Raw genomic sequence first — 17164 nt, 5'->3', positions numbered from 1 at the left:
ATTTTAACATTTTCTACGCGCTCCCTTTTGTAAACCAATAATACATAAAATAATAGGGGGCTATTTCAAGTGCGCAAAGATATAAAATAAAATAAAACAACTTACCGAATATTAAATTTTGATAGTTTTTTATTGAAATTAAATATGTTATTATGTTTATTATCAATATTATAGAAATAATAAATAATGGAATATTTCTTGTTATTGTGTCGTAATAGAACAAAATGATATTGATTGGAAGTATAAATAATCCAATATAGGTCCTGTAAGTTACTTTTTGAAGGTTAAATTGTTCCACAAATTCCTCTATATTGAATGCTGTGCCAATAATTTTTTCTATTAAATATTTTGATAAAACAAAAAATATAAGGAAAGTAATTATTTGAATATATAGAATCCAATCTGTTTTTGAAGCATAGCCAAAATGACTCAAAGCCAGTTGAATAAAAAATGCAAAGGAAATAACCTGAACAAAAAACAAGGAAACGGTAAAGCCACTTTTAAGGTGACTGCTGTCTCTGTATATTTTGGTGTATTTATTTGAAAAAATTAAATTTGCAAAATCACCAAAACGATTTTCAAAAACGGATTTGGTAATAGCAATAATAGCAAAAGACAACACAAATAAAAGCGTAGCCCAGTCTTTATTTTCGGTTATTCTTGGATGAAGTACATGTTCAATCATAGCGATACAAAATTACTAATTTTTTACATCATTCTTTTTTATTATAAATTTATTATGAATCAAATGGCATAAAAAGTTTACTTTTGCGTTGAAATTACTCAAAATATGAACGATTGTATTGTTATAATTCCTACCTATAACGAAATTGAAAATATCGAAAGCATTATCAGAACAGTGCTTTCTCAACACAAGCCTTTTCATGTTCTTATTATTGATGATAATTCGCCTGATGGTACTGCGGATAAAGTAGTTATGCTTCAGTCTGAATTTGAAAACAAATTGTTTTTAGAAAAAAGAGCTAAAAAATCGGGGTTAGGAACCGCTTACGTACATGGTTTTAAATGGGCTTTGGAACGTAAATATGATTTTATTTTCGAAATGGATGCTGATTTTTCGCACAACCCAAATGATTTAGAAAAATTGTATGATGCTTGTCATTTAGGAGATGCCGATTTAGCAATTGGTTCCCGATATGTAACCGGTGTAAATGTGGTTAACTGGCCTTTAAGTCGTGTGTTAATGTCATATTTTGCATCCGTTTACGTTAAGTTAATAACCGGAATGAAAATTCATGATGCCACGGCAGGTTTTGTTTGTTACAAAAGACAAGTGCTGGAAAGTATCAATTTAAATAAGATAAAATTTGTTGGATATGCCTTTCAAATTGAAATGAAATACAGGACCTACTGTAAGAAATTCCAAATTGTTGAGGTTCCCATCATTTTTACGGATAGAACAAAAGGACAATCCAAAATGAGTAACTCTATAATTGTTGAAGCAGTTTTTGGGGTTATTTCACTTAGATTAAAAAAATTAGTCAACACATTATAAGAAGAAGATACGATGAACAGGATTTTAATTAAGAATGCCAAAATAGTAAATGAAGGAACGATTTTTGAAGGTGATGTATTAATTGAAGATGACTTAATTGTTGAAATTGCAGAAAGCATTAGCGCAAAATCTTCTCAATGTAAAATCATCGATGCCGAAGGGAATTACCTAATTCCGGGTGCTATAGACGATCAGGTTCATTTTAGGGAGCCGGGTCTTACGTACAAAGGCGATATAGAATCAGAATCTAAAGCTGCGATTGCCGGTGGAATTACTTCTTATATAGAGCAGCCCAATACGGTTCCTAATGCGGTAACTCAAGAAATTTTAGAAGAAAAATATCAAATTGCTGCAGAGAAATCCTATGCCAATTATTCTTTTATGATGGGTGCAACAAACGATAATTTAGAAGAAGTTCTAAAAACAAATCCGAAGAATGTTGCGGGAATAAAAATATTTTTAGGATCTTCAACTGGAAATATGTTGGTGGATAATGAAGCTACTTTAGAAAAAATATTCTCTAGTACGCCTATGCTTATTGCGGTTCATTGTGAGGATGAAACGACTATCAAAAATAATTTAGAAAAATACAAAGAAGAGTTTGGAGAAGATGTTCCTGTAACGGTTCATCATCTAATTAGAAGTGAAGAAGCATGTTATATATCTTCTTCAAAAGCGATTGCTCTTGCTAAAAAAACAGGTGCGCGTTTGCATATTTTCCATCTTTCTACAGCAAAAGAAATGGATTTGTTTACCAATAAAATTCCATTGGAAGACAAGAAAATTACTGCCGAAGTTTGTATTCATCATTTATGGTTTACCAATGATGATTATGCAACCAAAGGCAATTTAATAAAATGGAATCCTGCAGTAAAAACTGCTAATGACCGAAAAGTATTATGGGAAGCGTTACTTGATGACAGAATTGATGTGATTGCCACCGATCACGCACCACATACACTGGAAGAAAAGAAACTACCGTATCTAAAAGCTCCTTCTGGTGGTCCATTAGTGCAACATGCTGTTGTAGCAATGTTTGAAGCATATCATCAAGGTAAAATCAGCATTGAAAAAATTGTCGAAAAAATGTGCCATAATCCGGCCAAGATTTTCAAAATAGAAAAGCGTGGTTTTATAAAAGAAGGCTATTATGCGGATTTGGTGATTATAAACTCAGGTTTGCCATGGAGTGTTAAAAAAGAAAATATTCTTTCTAAATGTGGATGGTCACCATTTGAAGGATTTACTTTTAAATCCAGAATAACACATACTTTTGTAAACGGACAATTAGTGTATACGGCTTTTAAAGTAAAAGAAATTCGTGCGGGTAAACGATTGTTATTTGATAGATAAAAAGGCAGAATATGAAGAAAATAATATCACTTTTAGCGATTTTTTTAGTACTTGTAAGCTGTAAGGATGAGACCGTAAAGAAACCAAATCGTCTTATAGAAAAAGACGAAATGGTTAATATTATGTATGATTTATCGCTTTTGGAAGGTATTAAATATCAAAATCCGACCTCTTTGGATACATTTAAAATAAATCCTAAAAAATATATTTATAAAAAGTACAAGGTTGACAGTCTGCAATTTGCTAAAAGCAATACGTATTATGCTTCTAATTATGAAGAATATGCAAATATTATTGATCAAGTAAACGACAGGTTAACTAAAAATAAAACAGCAATAGCCGCTTTGATTAAGGCCGAAGCGAAGAAGAATAAGAAGAAAAAACCAGTTGAAAAGTCAGTTTCACCAACCAGTAAAATGATAGATTCATTGGAAATCAACCAAAGAAAAAGGCTTTAGTTACAAGGCTGAAATTTCTTTAATGTATTGATGAATGTCTAGAAAATCCGTTTTTAAGAACGTTTTTATTTTTTCATTAGAGTATTCTTTTCTAGAATAAGATGCCTTTGCTGTAGCTTCGGTTAATTCCCTTTTTTGTTGAAAAATAGTTGACATAAGCCAGTCCATTCTCCAGCCAAACTCGATCAGGAAAGGTTTTGCATGAATTGTAGGTTTTTTTACTTTAAGCGCATCGGCAATAGTATTTAATACATCTCGAAAAACCATATTTTGAGCAATTAGGGTAAAACGTTCGTTACGAATTTCGCTTTTCATTAACTGGGTTGCGATTCGCACTACATCAGTCACGGCAACAAATCCAGTGCTTCCCAAGGTGTAAAATGATAATCCTTTTTTTACTTTCATAAAAAGTTGTCCGCTTCCTTGTTCCCAAAAACCAGGACCAATAATAACGCCTGGATTTACAATTATTACGTTCAATCCTTCTTGTTGTCCACGCCATATTTCCATTTCGGCGCCATATTTAGAAATGGCATAATCGCTGTGCGGCTTTTCGGGATTCCATTCGGTTTCCTCTGTGATGTAATTTTCATGTGGGGCAATATCGCCAAGGGCAGCAATTGAACTCACAAAACACAGTTTTTTTATTGTATTGGCAATACAAAAATTGACAATATTTGCGGTTCCTTCAATGTTGGTTTTCCGAACTAAATCTTCGTCTTTTGGATCAAAAGAAATCAAAGCGGCGCAATGATAAACGTAATCAATTCCGTCAAAAGCTTTTTCTAACGCAGGAATGTCAATAATATCAGCTTGAATCCATTCGATAGTAGCAAATAAACCAGGCTTTTTGTATAAATTAAATAGATTTTTAGTCTTTTCTATGCTTTTCGTATCGCGATAAATAGCACGGACATTTTCTCCGCTTTCAATTAAATGAAGCAATACATGTGCGCCTACTAAACCTGTTCCTCCTGTGACTAAAATCATTTGGTAAAGATAATAGATTGTTCGATTTTATAACGATAGATTTTCAAATTATGCAATTAAAACTATCTTTGTGCAAATTGATTAAAAAGATGAAGAATTTTATTGAAGAAGTGACTTGGAGAGGAATGCTCCACGATGTTATGCCCGGTACAGAAGAACATTTGATGGAACAAATGCGTGTGGCGTATGTGGGGATTGATCCAACTGCCGATTCATTGCATATTGGACATTTAGTAGGCGTGATGTTATTGAAGCATTTTCAACTATCCGGACACAAACCATTAGCATTAGTGGGCGGTGCAACTGGAATGATAGGCGATCCATCAGGAAAATCGAATGAAAGAAATTTACTTGACGAAGCGACATTGCGTCACAATCAAGAAGCTATAAAAGGTCAATTGGCTCGTTTTTTAGATTTTACTTCTAATACGGCTAATGCAGCGGAGTTAGTGAATAATTACGACTGGATGAAGAACTTTTCGTTTCTTGATTTCATTCGGGATATTGGAAAGCACATTACGGTAAATTATATGATGTCGAAAGATTCGGTAAAGAAACGTTTGTCTTCTGAAGCTGCCGAAGGAATGTCATTTACGGAGTTTACGTATCAATTGGTTCAAGGATATGACTTTTTGCATTTGTACAAAAATAAAAATTGTACACTACAAATGGGTGGAAGTGATCAGTGGGGAAACATCACCACAGGAACGGAATTAGTTCGTAGAATAGCAAGTGGGAAAGCATATGCATTGACTTGTCCGTTGATTACAAAAGCAGATGGAACAAAATTTGGAAAATCAGAAGGTGGAAATATTTGGTTAGATTCAGCAAGAACTTCGCCTTATAAATTTTACCAATATTGGTTAAATACCTCTGATGTCGATGCTGAAAAATATATTAAGATTTTTACTTTCTTATCGAATTCAGCAATTGAGGTTTTAACCGAAAAACATAGAGAAGCGCCGCATTTACGTTTATTACAAAAACGTTTGGCAGAAGAGACTACAATAATGGTGCATTCGGCGGAAGATTTAGAAAATGCGATTAAAGCATCGAATATTTTGTTTGGGAATTCTACTTCAGATGATTTGAAACAATTGGATGAAGCGACTTTCTTAGATGTTTTTGATGGTGTTCCTCAAGCAGACATTGCCAGAAATGAAATCGAAGCAGGAATTGATATCGTTGCTGTTTTGAATGAAAAAACAGGTTTTATGAAATCGAATGGCGAAGCAAGACGCGCTTTGACTGCAAATTCTATATCCGTAAATAAAGAAAAAGTAAAAGAAGATTTTGTGCTTTCAGCCAAAGATTTAATCAATAATCAATTTGTATTGTTGCAAAGTGGAAAGAAAAATTATTTTGTGGTTAGAGTGGTTTAATTGTTAATTCGTTTATCTGTTCTTTTGTTTTAACGATTAAACAAATAACCTAAAGAACCATAAGGTTACAACCTCGAATATCAGAATTATCAAAACGTCCCAATACCTCGAAAGAGTTGTTGGGATTTTTTTTGCCCAAATCTTGCGTGGCGATAAAAGAACAGGAATTGATATTAGCCAAATCGATTACGTTGATTCCACCCGTTTTTCCGTCTTGGATGTACGTCAAAGCGTCTTCGGTGTCACGAATGAGGATTTGCATCCAGGAAGGGCATTCAAATACGCCATTTCCTAAAGAATACGCTTGAGACAGTAATTCGGTCATTCCGTATTCAGAATGAATGGCTGAAACGCCAAAGCCTTTACACAATTGTTCGTGCAGTTCTTCCCGAATCATTTCTTTTCGTTTGCCTTTCATTCCACCCGTTTCCATGATTATGGTGTTTTGCAGTTGAAAAGGATGTTTCTCGATTAAGTCTAATAAAGCATAGGTGACACCAATCAAAATGACATTTTGACCGGCTTGGTCTAAAGCAATAAGCTTCTGTGTAAGTTCGTCATGATTATGCAGATAAAAACCGCTTTCCGGATGATTAGATAATTGAATTAAATCCTCAACCATATAGATTAACGAAGAGCCTTCTCTTTCAAGATAAGAAGGAAGTAAAGCCAAAACGACATAATCTTCGATGTTTCCGTAAAACAGGGAAAATCCTTTGCGATAACTTTCCTCATATATGGAAGCGTCAGTTACTAAATGTTTGCTGGTAATCATTCCGGTTGTTCCGCTACTCGTAAATGTTTCTTCAATCGCGTTTGTATTAGAAACTACTTGGTGACTCTTGAAAAATTGAATAGGTAAAAAGGGAATTTGATGTAATGATTTTACTTTATGGGGATCTGTTTTCAAAAAATTACAAAACTCTTGATACACTAAGTTATTTTCGTATTGAAAACGAAACACTTTTAAGGCTGTTTTTTCAAATTGCTTTTGGCTTGAAATGGCAAATATATCGGTAGTTGGAATCAAGAATTTTTTTTTACAAAAGTAAGTAAAAAATTTGTAGGCACTTTACCACTCAAAGTCTTTGCAAGCGCTTTACTCAATTTGGTAAAAACCAGCCGCGTTTTATTATAAAAAAAGCCCCAACAGAATTGGAGCTTTTGAATTTGTCAGTGATAATTATTATCGCACAATTAATTTTCTCGTAGCAGATGCATCATTTTCATTTATTTTGATGATATAAACACCTGGAGTAAGATTTGAGACATTTAGTTCTCGTGAACTAATCATTGTTTGGAGCACTTTTTTTCCTAAAACATCGAAGATAATTATTTCTTTATCTAAGTCGTTTTTTGAAGAAATGTAAACCTTACCATTGCTTACGGGATTTGGGTACAAACTCAGTCCCTCTATCGAAGCAGTTTCTTGTGTTCTTGGCTGTTGCTTATTCTCTTGAGCGGAGAGGCTCATCGAAAAGAAAAAAACCAATAAGATAGTAATATAAAAGTAGTTTTTTACCATGATAAATATTTGTTATGTAAATATATAAAAAATATTTCAAATATTGTACCACAAAAAAAAACACCTCTCAGAAAAAGAGGTGTTTAGGTAATATATTTTATTCTTTTTTAGTTTTAAACTATTTAATCAAGCTAGTACCACCAACTGTTGCCCATGTACCAGCAGTTAATGAAGCACCTGTTGCAGATGTACTTGGTGTAAAATTACCAACTGGGAAATTAACTACAATTGCAGAAGTTGCTCCTACAGGTACAACTTGAGTAGTTGAAGAGATAGTCACATTAGTTAATTTTAATTTTGATCCATTAACTTGATTTGTATTTGTAGTGGCATCTTGGATTTTTACTGCTGCACCATTGTAAACAGTTGTTCCTTCAGTATAATTTCCGTATCCTGAGATAATGATGTTACTATAATCTCCATTTCCTTCTTTTTTGAATTGGAAAGCATCAACTTGAATATCACCAGCAACTTCTGGTACACATCCTGCTTCTCTTTTTAAAGTGATGTTAGTTATTTTTGGCCAGAATGCATTGTTATTATTTGAACATTCAATCTCCATTCCGAAATTCCCTTTACCAGTTTGGTATGCATACCAGTTAGAGTTGTTTTGACCTTGCCATCCATCTTGCCAGTCAAAAGCATCATCGTAGTTCCCATAGGAAATAGCGTTTGTCATACTTACAGTTCCTCCAAAAAATTCATATCCATCATCAGCACCTTTGTAAGAAACTAAGTGGTCTAATGTTGTTCCTGAACCTACTGAATAAAATGTAAATCCATTATTTTCTTTTGTTCCATCAGCTAATTTTGCTCCAGCATATTCAACTCTGGCATAATTTAATGAACCTCCGTTGTGAGTAGCATTTGTTCCTCCGTATGGTAAAGCGTTTCCATCTTCTGAAGTTGAAGTAGTCACACCACCAATTGCTTTGATTGGAGCATCACCGTACATGATGATTCCTCCCCAAGAACCTGGAGTTGCAGATGCTTCTGTAAATACAACTGGTTTGTCAGCAGTACCGCTAATGTTTAATTTTCCACCGTTTAAAACAACTAATGCGTTGTCTCCAGTAGTTTTGTTTGCAGTAATTGTAGAACCTGCTTCGAAAGTTACTGTTACTCCTGAAGCAACTTTAACAATACCTTTTAAAGTGTAATTTCCGTATGCAAAAGTTTTATTTGCGGTTATTGTACCTGTGATTTCGCCTGTTGCCGGTGGTGTAACAGGAGTTGGATCATCACTACTTGAGCAAGAATTTAGAAATAACCCTGTAGCAAGTGCTAAAGCAAAAAATTTAGTTTTCATAGTTTATTGTATTATTTATTGTTTTTTATTTTTGTCAAAATTATAGGATAACTTCATAAAGGGTGTTAGCTGAATATTACAATACGGTTACTAAAAAAATACCAAAATGTGAAGAGAATGTTAAGTGTGTTATGTGAGTTTTAAGCATAAAAAAAGCTCTAAATAAATTAGAGCTTTTTGGTTTTAAGCATTATGTTAAAAAGTGTATCCTAAGTTTATTGAGAAGCCTCTTCCTTTTTTATAACTGTTTGTTATGTTTGATTGTTCTACAATGGAAGAAGTTCCATTATTTCCTTGTTCAGATTTGCGAATAGGATCAAGTAAATTATCAGCACTAAATTTTAAATCGAAATGATCTGATAATTTGCTACTCCAAATAAAATCTAATTGTTGAACCGGTAGTTCATAAATATGGTCTAATCCTCCTGTTCCCACTGCATAAATTCTCTTTCCAAATACAGAATAAACTAATGAAACCGTGTTGTTCCAGGATTCCCTTAAATTAAATTGGTATTTTAAATCGGAGTTGATTAACCATTTTGAAGCTCCTTGAAGTTCTCTGCTTCTAAAAGTTTCGATTGATGTTGTCACATTACCGTCACTATCAGTAGTGGTTGGCTTCACATCTACTTTTGTGTGCATCAAAGAAGTGTTAAACCCAAAAGAGAAATCAGATAAACGTTCGTTAATTCTTGCAAAATCTAATATGAATTCAATTTCTGCTCCATATAAAACGGCATTGTCAGAATTTAAATAGGTTGTGATGGTTGAATTCGCAGCATTAGAGATGAATGTTCTTTCAATAGGCTGATCAATTTTTTTACCAAACAATCCTAATACAACAACTTCTTTTGATGTTGGGAACAATTCGTATTTTAAATCAACATTGTAGTTGTTGCTATTTTCTAAAAATGGATTTCCTTTTGTCGAAGTTCCATCAGCATTGATATATTCAATAGGATAAGATTCCATTACAACTGGTCTTGTATATGTTTTTCCAGTGGCAAAACGAAGATTCGAATTTTCATTCAAACCATATTTTACATTCAAAGCAGGTAAAACATACAAGTTGTCATATTTTAAAGTTTTAAATGGATCTGAGAAAGAACCTTGAGTTCTGTATTTGGTTTCTCGCATGGTGCTTTCTAAACGAATTCCTCCGTTTACTTCCCATTTTTCTCCAAATTTGTAAAGTAAGTTAGCATAACCGGCATTAGCGGATTCCTTTAATTTTGCCTGATACGTTGCATTAGAACTTTCTCTAAAACTAACAGCATTTGAAGCGATGTAGTTATTCAATTGAGTGTCTACAGTATTCAATGGTGTGGTGAAGCTATTTGGAGCGCTGTTATTTATTGGTGTGATAAAACGATAGGATGAGGTCATGTCAGACATGTTGCCATTATATCCAGCTGTGAAAATATTATTTTTTTCAGTTTTGCCAAATTTCAAAGTGTACTCTGCTAATCCTGAAAAATAAGAATCACCAGAAATATCTAAGTATTGTTTGATGAAATTATTTCCAGCAACAGAAACTAAAATATCTTCTGTTCCTGATCTTGTTCCTGAAAAGAATTTTCTGTCCGGTTGTGCATATTTAGTAATCGCATACGAAACTGCTGCTTTTACGTTTTGAGTTTTATCTTCATTCAATGCATATTCACCCAATAACTGGTTGTTTAAATAATTAGATTCGTCTAATTGATTGGTTCTAATTAAAGTGTTATTGTTGCTTGAGTTTGAATCAGCTACTCCAAATTGATCTTTAACTAGATTTTCAGTAGTTCTGATGAAAAGAGTATTATAAGAAAGTTTCAGTCTGTCTGTAGTGTAATTTAATCCTACCAAAGAAGATAACGATGTTTTATATCGGTATTCCGTATTGTCGAAGTCGTTTCTATAAGTAAATCCGGAAGGATTGTTAGTGAACGTTCTTTCTACTCCGTTTCTAATAGAATAATTGTTATCAAAATTGATGGAAAGTAAGTAAGAAAAAGTCTTATCGTCTTTCAGGTTAAATTTTTCGGAATGAAGCAAGCCAATGCTTGAATTTAAAGGACTATTGATTTTTGAAACATCAAATCCACTTTTAAAAGATCTCAAAGATTGATCTGCAGTAAGCGTGTAACTTGAAGGTCTGTTTCCCAATAATCCTGGAAGTTTTCTGTCGTTTCCGGTCAAGCCAAATAATCCTTTGGTAGAATTAGCATCTTTAGAAATTAAAAACTTTTCTAAATTGTTATTTACAGTGTAGCCAATTCCAATATTTAATTTAGTTACGCTTTTCGAACCTTTAGATGTTTGTATATTAAAAGTTCCTCCGGCAAAATCTCCATAAATGTTTGGGTTAAAAGTTTTGTATACTTCAATAACACCTACAATATCGGTAGAAAATAAGTCTAATGGAATAATTTTTTTGAAAGGATTGTTAGTTGGCGCAGCTAGATCATTTATCAGTAAGTTGTTGTATCGGTCTTCCAGTCCGCGTACAAATAAACCTCTTGAGCCTACTTTTGTAATTCCGGTTATTTTTGTCAAACCTTCCTCTACATCGCTAACTCCTTTACGAGCCATTTCTTGGGCACCAATACTTTGTTTGATAACAACTGCTTTCTTTTGGTCTAGCAATAAGGCTGTTTCTTTTTCTCTACTTGCCGTATTTTTTATAACTACATCTTCCAGTTTGTAACTTCCGGAACCAATTGCTTGATTCAAAGTTACTGTTTCATTTGCTGTTACCGTTACAGGGATTTCTACAGATTCATAACCAACAAAGCTGAATTGAACAGTATAATTTCCAGGTGCAATAGCGATGGCGTATTTGCCATCAATGTCAGTATTGGTTCCTATAGTGGTTCCTTTTATAAGTACGTTTGCAAATGGCAATGATTGATTGTTTGAGTCTTTATCTGTTAGGATTCCAGAAACCGTACCTTTATTCTGTGAAAAAGAAATAGCTGTTATTAATAACGTAAAAAATATTAATTTGAATTTCATTGTGTTTTAATTTTTTGCAAAGTAATGGACTAAATGTAAAACGTAAGTTACTTGTTTGTTATGGTTGTGTTTTGTTTTGCGCTGCAAGATGAACAGAACATTAAATTATCGTTAACTCCTTTTCAGTAGCTCATTTATTATTACATTTACAATTCAAAAATAATTTTTTGGGCTTTATGAAGAAAAAAAATACGAAGATTCTATTAGTAGATGATGAGCCGGATATTCTAGAAATTGTAGGGTATAATCTCGCTCAAGAGGGGTATCAAATCGTTACGGCGGCTAATGGGAAAGAAGCAATAGCAAAAGCTAAAAAGGAATTGCCTGACCTTATTATCATGGATGTAATGATGCCGGAAATGGATGGTATGGAAGCTTGTGAAAATATTAGAAAAATTCCGGAACTGAATAATGTGATTATTACTTTCTTGACGGCAAGAAGTGAAGATTACTCGCAAGTGGCCGGTTTTGATGCTGGTGCAGATGATTATATTACAAAACCAATTAAACCAAAATTATTGGTCAGTAAAGTGAAAGCTTTGTTGCGCCGCTTGAAAGAGCAAGAGCAAAATAGTGAAACACTTAATGTAGGAGGAATTGAGATCAATCGGGAAGAATATAAAATAAGAAAAGACAATGTTGAAATAGCTTTGCCTCGAAAAGAGTTTGAATTATTTTACTTGTTGGCTTCAAAACCAGGAAAAGTATTCAAACGCGATGAGATTCTAGATAAAGTTTGGGGGAATGAAGTCGTAGTTGGCGGAAGAACCATAGATGTGCATATTAGAAAATTGCGTGAAAAAATTGGAGAAGATTTTTTCAAAACGATTAAAGGAGTGGGTTATAAATTTGAAGTGTAATTAGATATGCTTTTTACAAGAATAACAAATTGCTTTAAAAGCGAGGCATAAATGTAATGAAAATAAATTTTAAGAAAACCTATAAATTTGCCATAAAATCTGCTTTGTTCATTAGCCTTTTTGCTACTGGATTTGTCGTATTAATGGTCTTACTATTCTTTGGGTCCAAAGTCAATAATTTACTGTTGTTTGGAATCGTTTCTCTTGTCATCATTTATTTATTCTCTTTTGTGGTTTTACAATATCGTGTCGAACGGTTTATTTACAGACGTGTCAAAAAAATATACGATGATGTCTCCTTGCTGGAATCCAGTTCGTTTATCAATCAGCCTATTACTACCGATATGGAAACGCTGACGCGAGAAGTTAAGAAATTTGCCACCGATAAAAAATTGGAGATAGAAATGTTGCAGGTTCGAGAAGAATACCGAAGAGAATTTCTTGGCAATGTTTCCCATGAACTTAAAACCCCTTTGTTTACAGTTCAAGGGTATTTATCTACACTTATTGATGGAGCGATGGATGATAAAGCAGTTCGAAAAAAATATCTAAAACGTGCCGAGAAAGGAGTAGAGCGATTAATCTACATTGTAGAAGATTTAGATATGATCACAAAATTAGAATCTGGTGATTTGAATCTGGAGGTTTCTGATTTTGATATTGTAGAATTGATACAGAACGTTTTCGATTTATTGGAAATGAAAGCAGATAAAAAGAAAATTACACTGGCTTTTGAAAATGATCGGATACAGCCTATTCTAGTGCATGGAGATGAAGATAAGATACAGCAAGTTGTCGAAAACTTAATTGTGAACTCAATAAAATACGGTAAAGAAGGCGGACTTACAGAAGTCGCTATCGTCAATTTGACAAAGAAAAAGGTCTTGGTTCGAATAACAGACAATGGTGAAGGAATAGAGAAACAAAATATCTCAAGGCTTTTTGAACGCTTTTACAGAGTAAATAAAAGTGGTTCACGTTCAGAAGGAGGATCTGGTTTAGGATTAGCGATTGTGAAACATATCATAGAAGCACATAAAGAAAAAATATATGTGGAGAGTGAGTTTGGTATTGGGTCTGAATTTTCCTTTACAATTGAGAAGGCCAGATTGAAAAAATCAGAATCGGACAAAAATTAAAATAAATCACTTAAAATCAATAATTAAAATAAATAATAAGTTTAAAAAATTTAAAAAAAAATCCTGTAAAATAGGATTGGAAACCTTTACGAAACGATAATTTATCACCAACATAATAATTTGTTAACATTAGCTTAACATACTAGCGTGACCTTTGCAAAAAATTAAATCATATAACAAAGATGAAAAAAATTTTATTTGCAGGTTTGGTTGTTCTATCATGTATGGCTAATGCACAAGAGGTGAAGAAAGATGAAATCGCAAAAGAAGTGGTTCGTGTTTTGGACTCTATAAATAAGGTGAAGGTAGCGGAAGAAAAAACGAAGGTTAAGAAGGAACATTGGTACGATAATATAGGAATCAGAGGTTACGTGCAGGTAAGATATAATGGGCTGCTTTCTTCTAATGACAAAGTCTCCTGTGATCAGTGTGACAAATCTTGGGGAACTACATCAACGGCAATCGATGCGAAATCAAATAATGGTCTTTTTATAAGACGAGCCCGTATCGTGTTTTCAGGACAAGTTCATCCTAATGTATATGTTTATATTCAGCCGGATTTTGCAAGTTCGCCATCGACTGGGATAAATAATTTTGCCCAAATTAGAGATGCCTATTTTGATTTGTCATTTGATGCCAAGAAAGAGTTTCGTGTGAGAATTGGACAAAGTAAAGTGCCTTTTGGATTTGAAAATTTACAATCCAGTCAAAACCGTTTGACTTTAGATCGTAATGATGGTTTGAATAGTGCGGTGGCAAACGAAAGAGATTTAGGAGTGTTTTTTTACTGGGCTCCTAGTAAAATCAGAGATCGTTTTGCAATGCTGGTAAAAGATGGATATAAAGGTTCTGGAGATTATGGAGTATTTGCGTTTGGGGCATATAATGGGCAAACGGCAAACAAGTCTGAAGCAAATAGAAACTTACATGTAGTGACAAGAGTAAGTTATCCATTTGAGGTAGGAAGTCAAATTATAGAGCCGGGCATACAAGCGTATACTGGGAAATGGGCTTTTACTAATGAGCTTTCTACAGGAGTGACTACGCCAGATAAGTTGTATACAATAGACCAAAGGGTTGCGGCTTCATTTATTCTTTATCCTAAGCCATTTGGAGTTCAGGCGGAATATAATATCGGGAAAGGACCTCGCTATGATAAATTGACTAATACGGTAGAATCTTCTGATTTAGAAGGAGGATATGTGACTTTAAATTACAAATGGGACTTGCCTAAACACCAATATATTTATCCTTTTGCCAAATTCCAATATTATGATGGTGGGAAGAAATTTGAGAAAGACGCCAGAAGCTATGTGGTAAGAGATTACGAGTTAGGAATAGAATGGCAGCCTATTAAAGCATTTGAATTGGTAGCAGAATGGGTAATTGCTGATAGAACGTTTGAAGATAGCGCGCTACCTAATAACAGACAACGGGGAAATTTATTGAGATTACAAGCTCAGTTCAACTTTTAATTAAAAAACAATAAAAACATATTATTTAAATTAAAAAAAAATGAAAACAACAAAATTAAAAATTGCAGCAATCTTATTGGTCATAATGGCTATTGGATATTCGTTTACTTCATTGAGTAAAATAACAATTAAAGGTTCAGACACGATGGTAATTTTATCACAACAATGGGCTGAAGCATATATGAAAAAACATCCAGAGACAACAATTCAAGTAACTGGTGGCGGATCAGGAGTAGGTCTTGCGGCATTAATCAATGGTTCTACTGATATCGCAAATTCAAGTCGTCCTATAAAACCGTCTGAATTAGAAAAAATAAAAGCGAAATACAAAAAAAATGCTGTTGAAATTCCATGTGCCAAAGATGGTTTGTCAGTTTTCCTTAACAAAGGAAACACGGTTTCGGAATTGACAATACAACAGTTAGGAGATATTTTCTCCGGAAAGATTACAAACTGGAAACAAGTAGGTGGTGCTGATGCCAAAATACAATTGTATGGTAGAGAGAGTAGTTCAGGTACTTTTGAATTTTTTAAAGAGCATGTAGTCAAAACTGATTTTTCTCCTACCTGTCAAACCTTACCAGGAACAGCAGCTATCGTGAATGCAGTAAAAAAAGACAAATATAGTATTGGATATGGTGGTGCTGCTTATGCTGAAGGTGTGAAAGATTGTAAAGTTAAGAAAGACGCTAAAAGTAAAGGGTATTTGCCAACTGCTGCAACCATAAAAAACAAAACTTATCCAATTTCAAGATACTTGTACATGTATTTGAAATCTAAGCCAACAGGTGATACTAAAGCTTTTATAGATTGGATTTTGGGTCCAGAAGGTCAAAAGATGATTACAACAGTAGGATATTTTCCCGTAAAATAAAAACTATAAAATATCCCTCTCTTTAATTATGGAGGGATTTTTTTTAAAAATTTATGAATTCTTAAATTAATTAAATGAATTCTCCACTTCCAAGTAAACAAATTTTCACCAAAGAGAGTTTGAAAAAACAATTTAGACTTTCAGAGTTCCTAGCCGAGAAAGTTATTTCTTTTGTAGCTTTTTTGTCGATAGCCATTATCTTTTTGATATTTATTTTTGTTTTCAAAGAATCAATGCCGTTATTTAGTTTTGGTAAAAAAGACAAAGTAAAAACCGAAATACAAACTACTTCGGATGTAAAAGTAGAAAGCTATGAGGGAGCGGAAACTTCAACAGAAGAAATTCAGCCAGAGACATACGGAGCACCTACTGAAGATTTAAATCCAGTAACTCAAGAAACACAAACTTCAGAAGAACTAGAGCCTGATACCTATGGGGCTCCAACCGAAGATTTGAACCCAGAAACAGCAACGGGTAAGGAAGTTATTATTGATGAAAAAGCCACAGAAAACAAAGAAGGAGCCGATAGAACCTGGAGTACTTTTTTCTCTACAGAATGGGTTCCGGTTTCCGATAATCCACGTTTTGGTTTGTTAGCATTACTTGTTGGAACTTTAAAAGTTACTATAATTGCCATATTGATTGCAGGTCCTTTGGCAATATTAGCAGCGGTTTACACTTCATGTTTTGCTTCTAATAGAAGAAAGGAAATCATAAAACCTATTATCGAAATGTTAGCGGCATTTCCATCAGTGGTAATTGGTTTTTTTGCGATGATGGTTTTGGCCACTTTTTTTCAGGATATTTTTGGATATGATTCGCGATTGAATGCTTTTATAGGAGGTGTTGCTATGGCATTAGCAGCTATTCCAATTATTTATACTATTTCAGAAGATGCCTTATCGGCAGTCCCTAAAACATTTACCGAGGCCAGTTTAGCGCTGGGAGCGAGTAAGGCACAAACTGCATTTTTTGTGATTCTTCCCGCTGCAACTCCAGGTATTTTTGCTGCTATATTGTTAGGTATAGGTAGAGTTTTTGGCGAAACTATGATTGCATTAATGGCAACAGGGAATGCAGCACTTTTGTCTGCAAATCCTTTTGAAAGTGTACGTACTTTTGCTGCGACAATTGGTTCAGAAATGGCGGAGACTGTTTTTGGGGAAACCCATTATAGTGTGTTGTTTTTTATTGGGTCTTTGCTTTTCATTTTTTCATTTATATTAAATGCAGTGGCAGAATTTTATGTTAAAGGAAAATTAATTAAAAAATTCCAAGGTAAATAA

15 protein-coding genes are annotated in these 17164 nt (G+C 33.7%); 9 read left to right on the top strand and 6 right to left on the bottom strand.

The annotated features are described in order from the left end of the window. Positions 1–13: 13 nt before the first annotated feature. The gene (locus tag FNW38_RS10695) at positions 14–685 is read right to left on the bottom strand and encodes a DUF4271 domain-containing protein (protein WP_143387566.1); all 672 of its coding nucleotides are present in this window, start codon (positions 683–685) and stop codon (positions 14–16) included. A gap of 105 nt (positions 686–790) precedes the next feature. Between FNW38_RS10695 and FNW38_RS10690 the strand changes: the two genes are divergently transcribed. Genes FNW38_RS10690 through FNW38_RS10680 form a run of 3 tightly spaced genes read left to right on the top strand, consistent with a single transcriptional unit; the run spans position 791 to position 3327 of the window. Next, the gene (locus FNW38_RS10690; protein ID WP_143387565.1) at positions 791–1516 is read left to right on the top strand and encodes a polyprenol monophosphomannose synthase; all 726 of its coding nucleotides are present in this window, start codon (positions 791–793) and stop codon (positions 1514–1516) included. A 12-nt stretch (positions 1517–1528) separates the two neighbouring features. Continuing rightward, positions 1529–2869, top strand: coding sequence for a dihydroorotase (locus tag FNW38_RS10685; RefSeq protein WP_143387564.1), 1341 nt, complete (start codon positions 1529–1531; stop codon positions 2867–2869). An 11-nt stretch (positions 2870–2880) separates the two neighbouring features. After that, a complete protein-coding gene (locus FNW38_RS10680; RefSeq protein WP_143387563.1) occupies positions 2881–3327 on the top strand; it encodes a DUF4296 domain-containing protein in 447 nt (148 codons plus the stop codon). Here the strand turns inward: FNW38_RS10680 and FNW38_RS10675 are convergent, their stop codons facing one another. Continuing rightward, complete coding sequence (locus FNW38_RS10675; RefSeq protein ID WP_143387562.1) at positions 3328–4317, bottom strand: NAD-dependent epimerase/dehydratase family protein; 990 nt, start codon at positions 4315–4317, stop codon at positions 3328–3330. It lies immediately after the preceding gene. An 89-nt stretch (positions 4318–4406) separates the two neighbouring features. On the opposite strand from FNW38_RS10675, the gene tyrS reads away from it, so the two are divergent. Beyond that, entirely contained in the window at positions 4407–5699 is a 1293-nt protein-coding gene (gene tyrS / locus FNW38_RS10670) for a tyrosine--tRNA ligase (protein WP_143387561.1), read from the top strand. Positions 5700–5748: 49 nt separating this feature from the next. Here the strand turns inward: tyrS and FNW38_RS10665 are convergent, their stop codons facing one another. The 4 genes from FNW38_RS10665 to FNW38_RS10650 all read right to left on the bottom strand — a co-directional run bounded on the left by FNW38_RS10665 (position 5749) and on the right by FNW38_RS10650 (position 11530). Then, entirely contained in the window at positions 5749–6729 is a 981-nt protein-coding gene (locus FNW38_RS10665; RefSeq protein WP_143387560.1) for a LuxE/PaaK family acyltransferase, read from the bottom strand. Positions 6730–6885: 156 nt separating this feature from the next. Next, entirely contained in the window at positions 6886–7224 is a 339-nt protein-coding gene (locus FNW38_RS10660; protein ID WP_143387559.1) for a T9SS type A sorting domain-containing protein, read from the bottom strand. Positions 7225–7342: 118 nt separating this feature from the next. After that, on the bottom strand, positions 7343–8533 hold the full coding sequence (locus FNW38_RS10655; RefSeq protein WP_143387558.1) for a hypothetical protein: 1191 nt from the start codon (positions 8531–8533) through the stop codon (positions 7343–7345). A gap of 195 nt (positions 8534–8728) precedes the next feature. Next, complete coding sequence (locus FNW38_RS10650) at positions 8729–11530, bottom strand: TonB-dependent receptor (protein WP_143387557.1); 2802 nt, start codon at positions 11528–11530, stop codon at positions 8729–8731. A gap of 176 nt (positions 11531–11706) precedes the next feature. On the opposite strand from FNW38_RS10650, the gene FNW38_RS10645 reads away from it, so the two are divergent. From FNW38_RS10645 to pstC, 5 genes are all read left to right on the top strand, one after another. Further along, the gene (locus FNW38_RS10645) at positions 11707–12390 is read left to right on the top strand and encodes a response regulator transcription factor (RefSeq protein WP_143387556.1); all 684 of its coding nucleotides are present in this window, start codon (positions 11707–11709) and stop codon (positions 12388–12390) included. A gap of 56 nt (positions 12391–12446) precedes the next feature. Then, entirely contained in the window at positions 12447–13529 is a 1083-nt protein-coding gene (locus tag FNW38_RS10640; protein ID WP_143387555.1) for a sensor histidine kinase, read from the top strand. A gap of 182 nt (positions 13530–13711) precedes the next feature. Beyond that, on the top strand, positions 13712–15004 hold the full coding sequence (locus tag FNW38_RS10635; protein WP_143387554.1) for a porin: 1293 nt from the start codon (positions 13712–13714) through the stop codon (positions 15002–15004). A gap of 40 nt (positions 15005–15044) precedes the next feature. Then, positions 15045–15878 (top strand): phosphate ABC transporter substrate-binding protein, encoded by an 834-nt coding sequence (locus tag FNW38_RS10630; protein ID WP_143387553.1) that lies wholly within the window; start codon positions 15045–15047, stop codon positions 15876–15878. A gap of 74 nt (positions 15879–15952) precedes the next feature. Further along, positions 15953–17164 carry a phosphate ABC transporter permease subunit PstC gene (gene pstC / locus FNW38_RS10625; RefSeq protein WP_143387552.1) on the top strand — a complete coding sequence of 404 codons (1212 nt, stop codon included), beginning with the start codon at positions 15953–15955 and terminating at the stop codon, positions 17162–17164.

Origin of the sequence: Flavobacterium gawalongense, from assembly GCF_007097265.1 — a bacterium.
Classification (GTDB): domain Bacteria; phylum Bacteroidota; class Bacteroidia; order Flavobacteriales; family Flavobacteriaceae; genus Flavobacterium; species Flavobacterium gawalongense.
This window is presented reverse-complemented; position numbering and strand designations above follow the sequence as displayed.

Excerpts from the sequence above, each read along its gene's own strand:
- FNW38_RS10695 (WP_143387566.1), bottom strand. The coding sequence starts at position 685 with ATGATTGAACATGTACTTCATCCAAGAATAACCGAAAATAAAGACTGG.
- FNW38_RS10645 (WP_143387556.1), top strand. The coding sequence starts at position 11,707 with ATGAAGAAAAAAAATACGAAGATTCTATTAGTAGATGATGAGCCGGAT.
- FNW38_RS10640 (WP_143387555.1), top strand. The coding sequence starts at position 12,447 with ATGAAAATAAATTTTAAGAAAACCTATAAATTTGCCATAAAATCTGCT.
- FNW38_RS10680 (WP_143387563.1), top strand. The coding sequence starts at position 2,881 with ATGAAGAAAATAATATCACTTTTAGCGATTTTTTTAGTACTTGTAAGC.
- FNW38_RS10675 (WP_143387562.1), bottom strand. The coding sequence starts at position 4,317 with ATGATTTTAGTCACAGGAGGAACAGGTTTAGTAGGCGCACATGTATTG.
- pstC (WP_143387552.1), top strand. The coding sequence starts at position 15,953 with ATGAATTCTCCACTTCCAAGTAAACAAATTTTCACCAAAGAGAGTTTG.
- FNW38_RS10685 (WP_143387564.1), top strand. The coding sequence starts at position 1,529 with ATGAACAGGATTTTAATTAAGAATGCCAAAATAGTAAATGAAGGAACG.
- FNW38_RS10630 (WP_143387553.1), top strand. The coding sequence starts at position 15,045 with ATGAAAACAACAAAATTAAAAATTGCAGCAATCTTATTGGTCATAATG.
- FNW38_RS10650 (WP_143387557.1), bottom strand. The coding sequence starts at position 11,530 with ATGAAATTCAAATTAATATTTTTTACGTTATTAATAACAGCTATTTCT.
- FNW38_RS10690 (WP_143387565.1), top strand. The coding sequence starts at position 791 with ATGAACGATTGTATTGTTATAATTCCTACCTATAACGAAATTGAAAAT.
- tyrS (WP_143387561.1), top strand. The coding sequence starts at position 4,407 with ATGAAGAATTTTATTGAAGAAGTGACTTGGAGAGGAATGCTCCACGAT.
- FNW38_RS10660 (WP_143387559.1), bottom strand. The coding sequence starts at position 7,224 with ATGGTAAAAAACTACTTTTATATTACTATCTTATTGGTTTTTTTCTTT.
- FNW38_RS10635 (WP_143387554.1), top strand. The coding sequence starts at position 13,712 with ATGAAAAAAATTTTATTTGCAGGTTTGGTTGTTCTATCATGTATGGCT.
- FNW38_RS10655 (WP_143387558.1), bottom strand. The coding sequence starts at position 8,533 with ATGAAAACTAAATTTTTTGCTTTAGCACTTGCTACAGGGTTATTTCTA.